Annotated in this window: 8 protein-coding genes and 1 pseudogene; 6 read left to right on the top strand and 3 right to left on the bottom strand. The window is 56.4% G+C overall.

The annotated features are described in order from the left end of the window. Positions 1–125 (top strand): annotated as a pseudogene (locus ACYVIA_RS21755) (IS630 family transposase); the annotation flags it as partial. Here the strand turns inward: ACYVIA_RS21755 and ACYVIA_RS21750 are convergent. Then, complete coding sequence (locus ACYVIA_RS21750; protein ID WP_460844331.1) at positions 109–408, bottom strand: hypothetical protein; 300 nt, start codon at positions 406–408, stop codon at positions 109–111. The pseudogene ACYVIA_RS21755 and the gene ACYVIA_RS21750 sit on opposite strands and share 17 nt — an antisense overlap. 294 nt (positions 409–702) lie before the next feature. Here ACYVIA_RS21750 and ACYVIA_RS21745 point away from each other — a divergent pair, with 294 nt between their 5' ends. After that, the gene (locus tag ACYVIA_RS21745) at positions 703–1,950 is read left to right on the top strand and encodes a DUF4268 domain-containing protein (protein WP_460844329.1); all 1,248 of its coding nucleotides are present in this window, start codon (positions 703–705) and stop codon (positions 1,948–1,950) included. A 357-nt stretch (positions 1,951–2,307) separates the two neighbouring features. On the opposite strand, the gene ACYVIA_RS21740 is transcribed toward ACYVIA_RS21745, so the two are convergent. Further along, a complete protein-coding gene (locus tag ACYVIA_RS21740; RefSeq protein ID WP_460844328.1) occupies positions 2,308–2,799 on the bottom strand; it encodes a hypothetical protein in 492 nt (163 codons plus the stop codon). A 563-nt stretch (positions 2,800–3,362) separates the two neighbouring features. Between ACYVIA_RS21740 and ACYVIA_RS21735 the strand changes: the two genes are divergently transcribed. The 4 genes from ACYVIA_RS21735 to ACYVIA_RS21720 all read left to right on the top strand — a co-directional run bounded on the left by ACYVIA_RS21735 (position 3,363) and on the right by ACYVIA_RS21720 (position 8,101). Continuing rightward, complete coding sequence (locus tag ACYVIA_RS21735) at positions 3,363–3,578, top strand: hypothetical protein (RefSeq protein ID WP_460844326.1); 216 nt, start codon at positions 3,363–3,365, stop codon at positions 3,576–3,578. A gap of 339 nt (positions 3,579–3,917) precedes the next feature. Then, the gene (locus tag ACYVIA_RS21730; RefSeq protein ID WP_460844325.1) at positions 3,918–4,985 is read left to right on the top strand and encodes a COG3904 family protein; all 1,068 of its coding nucleotides are present in this window, start codon (positions 3,918–3,920) and stop codon (positions 4,983–4,985) included. Between the two features lie 687 nt (positions 4,986–5,672). Further along, positions 5,673–6,614 carry a DNA-binding protein gene (locus ACYVIA_RS21725; protein WP_460844323.1) on the top strand — a complete coding sequence of 314 codons (942 nt, stop codon included), beginning with the start codon at positions 5,673–5,675 and terminating at the stop codon, positions 6,612–6,614. 2 nt (positions 6,615–6,616) lie between these two features. Further along, positions 6,617–8,101: a tyrosine-type recombinase/integrase gene (locus ACYVIA_RS21720; protein WP_460844321.1), complete on the top strand. Its 1,485-nt coding sequence runs from the start codon at positions 6,617–6,619 to the stop codon at positions 8,099–8,101. A gap of 253 nt (positions 8,102–8,354) precedes the next feature. Here ACYVIA_RS21720 and ACYVIA_RS21715 read toward each other — a convergent pair whose 3' ends face one another. After that, entirely contained in the window at positions 8,355–8,627 is a 273-nt protein-coding gene (locus ACYVIA_RS21715) for a hypothetical protein (RefSeq protein ID WP_460844319.1), read from the bottom strand. Positions 8,628–8,629 lie beyond the last annotated feature (2 nt).

The following is an 8,629-nucleotide window of genomic DNA, read 5'->3' as shown; positions in this document are numbered from 1 at the left end:
CCATTCGGCATTACCTGAGAATCAATAACGCCGACCCCAAGCCGTTTGTCTGGACCAAATCCGCCGACGACATCCTGGCCAGCATCGAACGATTTTGTCTTCGAACTTCTAACTCAGGACACTAGCATAGCGAGACTGAACTTCCTTATGGATTTGATCCCTGAATAACGGATGAACGCGCAATGGGTAAAGACGGTGCCAGGGATATCGATCCATTGCCCCGAATACCTCGTGAAGTGACGGGTATGAGGCCAACTGATTTAGCGCCGCCACGTTCGCATCAATAAGAGCTTCGCTTTGGTCAACGCTCTTCAAGAGAAAAATCCATTGCTCTCCGGCTTTACGCCCGAAGACAGTCAGCGAGCCGCCTTCGGCACCAAGTTCAAAAATAACTTCCAAAGCATCCATAGCTTGTCGCCTTCCTTATCTGGAACTAAGGAATGTTGCCACGGAGAGATTGTCCAGGCAATGCAGCAACGAGTACGAGTCTCTGTAGCAGACTACACAGTTAGTCGCCCACATTATTTGCGATGGTCACTTCACGTTACAGCCAGTGATGAAGCGCGAGTTCGGCCCGACGGGCATTCAAAGTTTCTTAATTAGCCAATCACAATCTTCGATGAATCGCTTCTTGTCCGATGGTGCGAAATGTTTACTGGCATGCTGTACTATGATTGCGTATAGACAATAAAAAATACGCTGATGACTGCCTACGCTCGCCCTATCTTGATCGAACCCGACCAACCCGGAGCCGCGCTAGAACGCGTACGTATTTCAGGCACAGGCGAGACACGCTTCTCAGAGGAATGGCTGCAGCGGCTATTATTTACCCATCCCGAATGCTTGCCTTTGCCTGACATTGACCCATCTATCGGCGTGTTAATCCCGCTATGTATGGAACTCGATACAGGCGCAGGATATGCCGACATCCTCTACGTGACGCCCTTGGGGAAAATCGTACTCGTTGAAACGAAGCTGTACCGCAATCCAGAAGCCAGGCGTGAGGTGATCGCACAAATCCTCGACTACGCGAGAGCGATTACGCATTGGGATTTCGAGGAGATAAATCGGAGAGTGCGCGCGGCATCTAAGCCGGATTCGCGTGGTATCTCAGAACGCGTGAGACTTGCAGCAGACCAGTTGAGTATTCCGTTCGACGAGTCACAGTTTATCGATACCATCAACCGGAGTTTGGCGCGCGCGGACATTCTGCTGCTGATCGTCGGTGACGGCATCACTTCTAGTACGAAGGCGCTAGTAGAATTTTTGGAGCAACATGGATCGCTTCATTTCTCTTTCGCCTTGATTGAAGCGGCGGTTTACAGGACACCCTTAGGTGGACATCTGGTACAGCCACGTATCCTTGCTCGGACCGAAATTGTACGTCGCGTATTACTCGTCAATCAGGACGGTGCTGCTGTCGAAGAGGCGACGCCAGAAGTTCTAAAGGAAGAGATGGCAGCCGATCCTGGCTCGGCGTGGTACGTGGAATTCTGGACCGAATACATCAACTACCTGAAAACAAACCTGGACGACCTTCGCCAACCGCTACCGGCTAAACCTGGGCGTAGCACTAATGTTTTTTTGGCGCTACCACCGGGGCGTAGTCAATGCTGGATATCAGCGTATGTAAGCAAGGGTAAAAATGAAGCCGGTGTGTACTTGGCAATGGGGTCTGGATACGAGCGGGCCTCCGAAATTATGGAGGAACTGACGAAAGAAAAGGATGTGCTCCAAGCGGAGATTGGGCTGCCGCTCCAATGGAAAGCAACCTGGACGCCTTTCTACATCGGTGTCTCGACCAGTTATTCGTCACTAGAAGATGCCACTGAACGTAGACGTGTGCTGGAATTCCTTGTCTCTCTAACGAATAGGTTTGTCACTGTGTTCCGACCACGGATGGAGCAGTTCACCAACGCGTCTGATGTTGGGAGAAATACGCCTTTCTGACACATGACTTCGTTGGGAAAACATTTCGCCGGCAAATGTCGAACAAACACATTGGACGAGGACACCATGGTCCATGTGTACAGTGCTCGTTGCTGATGGTGAGCTCGTAATGTCTGCTTTCAAGCGTAGAGGCAAATCATCGGGTGTCTTCTTCTGACCGCACCGCGCCGCCTCAACGCTACTTAACGTTGGGTGCTTTACGTCCGGGTACAGACCTTCATTGTTCGGAAGCGACCGCCGGCAATCGACCCTTATTGGCTCCCGAAAGCGGTCAGTCAGCAGCCTCTTTTGAAAGGCCTGAAAGTCTTTACAAAACTGGTGGCGATTCATTTATAAGTAGCCACTCTCTTCACTGATTTACTTGGAAGGGTCAGGATATATGGTGATTGCCTTGAAGCTGGCGTACATGTTCGGTCCGGTCACTGGATCATTAGGCGATCGCAATTCCTGCGTGATCAGGTACACGTAGAGTTGCGCTCCCCTCGGTACAAACGTAACTCGATGATTCTTGATATTGATGGGAAGCCGGCTTTTCAGATCAACGGTATCTTCGTGCTCTTGTTTGGTACGCTTTTCGATCCACTTCACATATAGTGAATCTGGACGGGGCATAGGCCCATTGATGCTCGCCTGCTGTGGACGCTGATCACGCTCCTTTTGCCAGTCACGCATCACGGTACTGGGTTGGTCCGACCTCCCATAGCGATAATCGAGTACCCGGACGCCAGGATTGTCCCGTCGCACATCAAAGCTAAACGCGTGATCTACAATTTCTGACCTATATGCACATCCGGTTGCTGTTACAACAACCACCGCCGCCATTAGTTGGATGAACTGGTATGTAGGCATTACGCGTCATGGTAAGTGGGGCACCTCATATGTTGAACGATCCCCAAGGTCAAATGGATCAAAACTACTTGAATTGGGGATTGTCTGCTTTGCGAAACGTCTGCACTGACCGCTGTTGGCCGGTAGTGCGTGATCGCCACTCTTGAGGCACCGGCCGCTGTCGGCGGCCTTTCAGACGATCATCGAGGCGAAATGAAGGAGAACAGCCGACCCAAAGCGGCCAATCGACGCGGAAGAGCTAATGCGCTAAAAGTGATGATTGGAACTGACGAATTGCGTTAGGTGTTCACGAAGCTGGAGCATGCCGCAAGGGGTGCGTGTTCACGTCATATTAGAAATCATCGCGGCCTAACAGCAAAGTCGAGGACAATCGTTTTCATCTTCGGATTGCTCTGCTCGATGTCAAAGGCCGCACAAAGCATTGCGAGAGCTCTGGCTAGTTCGAAACGGACGTTTTGCAACGCCAAGTACATTCGATACTTTCCTCGCGCAGTTTCAATATCGATACCATGAAGTGTTTGCAATTGCTTGCTCATGGCGAGAAGCAGATTTAATAAGACTGTGTGAACATGCACGCCGCTACACCGCTGGCGCATGTCTTCAACCTCCCGCTTTATCTCCTCCAAGCTTCGGATAACTGCCGGGTGCGCTTGGTCATCCATTCCGGCAAAGAGAACATTCCTTCACTACAAGAATCGGAGAAACAGTTCAATTTACTGCCGATCACCAAGGGGGAGCTGTTGTCGCTTCTTCCAAAAATCCCGTACGGACACGCCTGAAATCGACGCGGCTGAGCCACGAGAGAAACGATGTCTAGGAACAAACCCATGCTGAGTATCCCTGTGATGTCTAATGGTGATTTCTATGGACAGTGCCCGCCATTATGCAAGGAACCTGCTCGCTAGGCATAGGCGCCCACTCGCCACTGCTACCGCGACATACTCATTTTACAATCTCTGTCCACCGCTGTTACATTTGCTGATGACAACTGGTATTCGGCTTTAAAGCCACATATCAATAATGGCTCGTCGGGCAGGTGATCGATACCAATCCGGGCAACAGCAAGTGGGCTACATCCGCAGCTTCATCGATTACTACTTAAAAACTTAGAAACTACAATGATTTCAGCATCGGCCCTTATTCGTAATATCGTTAGTATTTTGCTGTTCGCGCCATTATTCAGTTGGGCAGCCCCTATGACGATTACTTACCGGGAACCAGAACCCATCTACAAGGCGTTGGGGCTTCCGTACTTCTTCTATCTTGATGGCGATATCGACTCCTCGTCACCTCAGGTTTTAAGACGTTACCTGGATAAAGTTCGGCCAGCTTACGTTGTAATATATATCAATTCGAATGGCGGCAATCTATTTGCTGGTATGGAATTAGGACGCATCATCAGGGATTATGGAGCCAGCACCACAATCGGCCGAGAGAACAAAGCTGATAAATATGGAACGCACGCCGGCGCCTGTTACAGCGCTTGTGCTTTGGCTTTTCTGGGCGGGAAATATCGATATGCCCAAAAAGGGTCAAAATACGGGGTTCATCGTTTTTCCACTACCGCAAAACCCATAGCAAGCGACATGGACACTGCGCAAATTGTCTCCGCAGCCGTCAACACCTATATCCGTGATATGGGGGCGTTGCCGAGTTTGTTCAACTTAATGGCAAGTGCTGGGTCCAGCGAAATGTATGTCTTGACGGATCCTGAGATGAAGACGCTCCAGGTTATCAACGACGGACGGCTTCCTCCAGTCTGGGAGATTGGCGCCAGTCCGCAAGGCATGTATATCAAAGGCTCGCAAGAAACTTGGGTAGGTGAAGGCTACTTTACCTTGGTTTGCAGTAACAAAAGGTTGATCTTCTTCGATGCTTATACTGCAGGCGATAAAAACCAATGGATTGCAAAAGGCGGTTGGTTTCATTCCCTATTAGTAGACGACGCTACACTACCGTTGCCAACCCCGGAGCATATTGAGGTTCAAGGCGATTATTTAATTACCGCGATGGCGGTGCCATCGGAGTATTACGCGAAAATCAGAATGGTGAAGAAAAAACTGGGTCACTCGATGCAAATGACACGTGATGCACCTACATTTGTTGGTTACCACGTTGACGTCAATTCGGAAAAAGGCGACTTGGGCCGCATCCACGGGTTCATCGACAATTGCATAAAACCCTAAAGCCCCATTCCATAATTCCCTATCAGTATTCAGAACAGCTATGAGAGCACTGTGTCGTATGAACGGCCGCGGCGCATGATATGAAGGTCGCACGTTGAGTGGCTTTTTCTTCGGGCAAGGGACGGCTCTCGACATCTAGTCGCGTCACGTCGACACGAGTACATCCTCCAAGAGGGCGCCGCGACACTCTTCATAAAAACGTCCGAATCTACTAACCATATACATCCGCTTCTGGCTGGTTGTACATGGTCGACATTCATACAGTGCCGGCATCCCTTGGGCGCCTTCCGGTCATTCGCCAAGAGAGGATGAAGTGGATCAGTCGCCCCATAGCAGTCCTTTCCGTGGCCTTCGTTTCTAGCACAGAATGGTCTATGGGGTTCCTTTGATTTCCGTGCATTTTACGACGGTAGCCGCCCCTAGCATTCATGCGGGTTCCAGCCCGATGTCTTACAAGATTCCCTTCTAAATCAGTCACTTGCTGACTGGGTCTTCTCCGCACAAATTTCCCCGCTTTACCTCTCGGCGCCTTGGGCATGCCACCAGCCTGGACACCGTTTCGCCTCGCTTTCTCACGATAATATTAGTTATCCTTGATCGTCCTATTTAAACATAATGTTTAAAGCTTACATAACGTTAGAAATGGATGTAATATAAAGGTCGATTTCCCGCTTCCGGAGGCCTCCCATGCCACGCGCCGCCATCGCCACGCCCGACCAGATCCGTTCCACCATCCTCGCCATGCTGGCCGAGGCGCACGACGCCGCGCCCGCCACGCGCGAGCGCTTCCGCCGCATCGTCTCCGTGCGCAAGCTGAGCGCACGGCTGGGCGGCGGCGACCCGGCCACGCTCGGCCGCGCGATCAACGCGGTCGAGTCCGAAGTCGTGGCCGCCGGCCTGGCCGACCTCGCGCTGCCCGACATCCCGGCCGACATCGCCGAGCAGATGCGGCAACTGTGGCACGCCGCGGTGTCGGTCCAGCTCGACGACGTCGTCAAGCTCAAGGCCGAGGCCCGGCAGTCGGTCGAGGCGGCGCAGGCGGCCCTGGCCGAGTCGAATGTGCGGGTGGACATGCTCCGGGCAGAACTGGACGCCGTGCGCGGCCTGCTGGCCGCGCGCGATGCCGAGTTGGCGCAGGCGCGCACCGATCTGGCCGCGGCCCAGGCGCAGCTGGCATCGCTGGGACAAAGCCAAGACGCGCTCCAGGCGGAATTGCAGGCGGCGCGCGCGCACGCCGCCGCGCTCGAACAATCCCATGCGGAAAGCCTGGCGGCCGTCCAGCACCGGTACGAAGGCTTGTCCAAGCAACTACTTCAGGAAACGGCACAGCAGCGGCAAGCGCTGCAGCAGGAACACAGCCGCCTGGCCTCGCAGCTGAAATTCGCCGAGCGCCGCATCGCGACGCTGGAAGAAGCGGTCGCGCATGCCGAGTCTGAAGCGGCGGCTGAGCGCGACCAGCGACAGGCCGCTGTCGGCGAGGCAAATGCCCTGAAGGCGGTCAACGCCAGCCAGCGGGCGCAGCTCGACGAATTGATGCGCGCCGCGATCGCCAAGACGCCGGCGCCGAAACAGCGCGCTACCCCCGCGCCGGGCGTCAAGCGCGCGGCGCCGCGCCGCAAGGGAGGCTGACCATGCAGCGCTGGCTCGACCATGGCGTCGCGCCGCCGGCACCGATGCCGGACACTGTCGACGCCGCGCTCGCGTACCTGACCCATGTGCTCGGCCACGCCTGCTACGAACGCTGGACGCTGATCCGGATGAAGCAGAGATTTGCCTCATTCGGCGAGGCGAAGGCCGCCAAGGCGGCCGTGTTCCAGCTGCTGCTCGATCATCCCGAGGCTGTCGAGTGGTGGGAAGGCGGCCGGGTCCGCACGGCACCGGTCGTCGACGCACCAGACCCGCAGGACGTCCTGGAACGGTTGCTCCTTGCGCACCGCCGGCGCTTCAGGCGCATGGAAGGCACGATGCCGATGCTGCAGGATGTTGACGGCGCGCACGCGTGGCTGGCCGCGATTGAGCCGCGGCATACGGGCGCCCTGGTTGCATGGCTTTGGCGTGCCGGACGGTTTGTGAATCGGTACGGCGCCACGAACACGCTGGCAGTGATCGACGACGCCCAGGCCGTTGCCCTGTTCCTGCGCGAGCGCGCGAGTCGGTCGCGCCACACGCTGCGTGCGTATGCGGCCGATCTGCGCAGGCTGGTCGCCTGGTGCCGCGACCGGAATCTCGGGCCGCTGTCCGACCTCACGCGCAACGATTTGCTCGCCTACCGCGATAGTCTGCGCGCGACGTGCGCCTCCGTCGCGGCCGATGGCAGGCAGCGCGTGACGGCCCCGGGTGAACATACCCAGGCACGGGCGCTGGCTGTCGTCGCCAGCCTGTACCAGCACTGGTTCGACACCGGCTACCTGATCGCGAACCCGGCGTCCGGCTTGGTCGCAGGGACGCAGGCGCGCACCGGTTTTGCGCCGCGGCGATTCCTGCCGCCGGATACGCTCGCCGCATGCGATGCCTGGATGGCTGCTGCGGCGGTCCGCACCAACAATCTCGCATCCTTGCGTCGCCGCGCGATCTGGGTGCTGTACCGCTACGGCGGAGTGCGCCTAGCGGAGTTGGCGTGGTCGATCGACACCAACCTGCCACGCGTCGAGGTCGAAGACGGCGGGCCATGGACACTGTACGTACACGGTAAGGGCGGTAAGCCGCGCGCCATTCCCCTGCCGGCCGTGGCGATCGCGCCGTTGGCCGCTTACCGCGTGGCGCGTGGATTGCCGATGGCTCCGGCTGTACATGAAGTGCTGCCGCTGATCCATGGTTTCAAAGGGGGATCGCTCCAGGAAGGCGGGCTGTACGCCGAGGTGAAGGCGATCTTCGAAGCGGTGGCTGGCGGCCTGCAAGCCGGCGATCTGGCGCGGGCGGCGCTGCTGCGCGCCGCCTCGCCGCACTGGCTGCGTCATGCCTACGCTAAGGCACTGGTGGTCGACCACCAGACGCCGCTGCCGGTCGCGCAGGTGTTGCTCGGACACGCGTCGATACAGACGACCGCTTCGTACGCGAAGACCGACCTGACCCAACTGCGGGCGTTCGTCGAAGACAGCTTCGGCGGCGGCAAGTAAGGGAGCAGCTCGCGAAACGAAAAAAATCGTACACTAAGCTTCTGAGACATCGTTTGCTCCCTTCCGCTGCAGCAGGGTCAAGGCGGCATTGGCCTCGAACCGGCCGGCTTCCTCATTATATCCCTGCGCCGTCCCATCGTGTTTCCAGCCGCCTTGGTGCTTGATGTCCTGGAATTCTGCCCTTGACCGGTGTGCGCTGGTGGCCAAGCCGCGGCGCAGGCTGTGGCCGCCGAGTGCCGGCGCGTTGCAGCGATTAGAAGTTGATGGTGTTGTTGCCGGACTGGTGCGGGTTGACGGTCGATGCGATGCCGCTGGCGAACGCGACGTTGTTGCCGTTGTTGTTGACGACGTTCTGCGTCTGGCCGAGCAACTGCGATGCGTCGAACGAGAAGGTGCTGGTCGACTTCTCGAAGGACGGGTACCAGCCCGGCATGGCCATCTTCTGGTAGCCGCCGCGCACGGCCGCCATCGCCTTGCTGTCGAGTTCTGCGTTCATTGCCAAGTCGTTGATGATCAGGGTGGTCATTA

Source organism: Noviherbaspirillum agri (genome assembly GCF_054780595.1).
This window is presented reverse-complemented; position numbering and strand designations above follow the sequence as displayed.

Excerpts from the sequence above, each read along its gene's own strand:
- ACYVIA_RS21725 (WP_460844323.1), top strand. The coding sequence starts at position 5,673 with ATGCCACGCGCCGCCATCGCCACGCCCGACCAGATCCGTTCCACCATC.
- ACYVIA_RS21715 (WP_460844319.1), bottom strand. The coding sequence starts at position 8,627 with ATGACCACCCTGATCATCAACGACTTGGCAATGAACGCAGAACTCGAC.
- ACYVIA_RS21720 (WP_460844321.1), top strand. The coding sequence starts at position 6,617 with ATGCAGCGCTGGCTCGACCATGGCGTCGCGCCGCCGGCACCGATGCCG.
- ACYVIA_RS21750 (WP_460844331.1), bottom strand. The coding sequence starts at position 408 with ATGGATGCTTTGGAAGTTATTTTTGAACTTGGTGCCGAAGGCGGCTCG.
- ACYVIA_RS21740 (WP_460844328.1), bottom strand. The coding sequence starts at position 2,799 with ATGCCTACATACCAGTTCATCCAACTAATGGCGGCGGTGGTTGTTGTA.
- ACYVIA_RS21745 (WP_460844329.1), top strand. The coding sequence starts at position 703 with ATGACTGCCTACGCTCGCCCTATCTTGATCGAACCCGACCAACCCGGA.
- ACYVIA_RS21730 (WP_460844325.1), top strand. The coding sequence starts at position 3,918 with ATGATTTCAGCATCGGCCCTTATTCGTAATATCGTTAGTATTTTGCTG.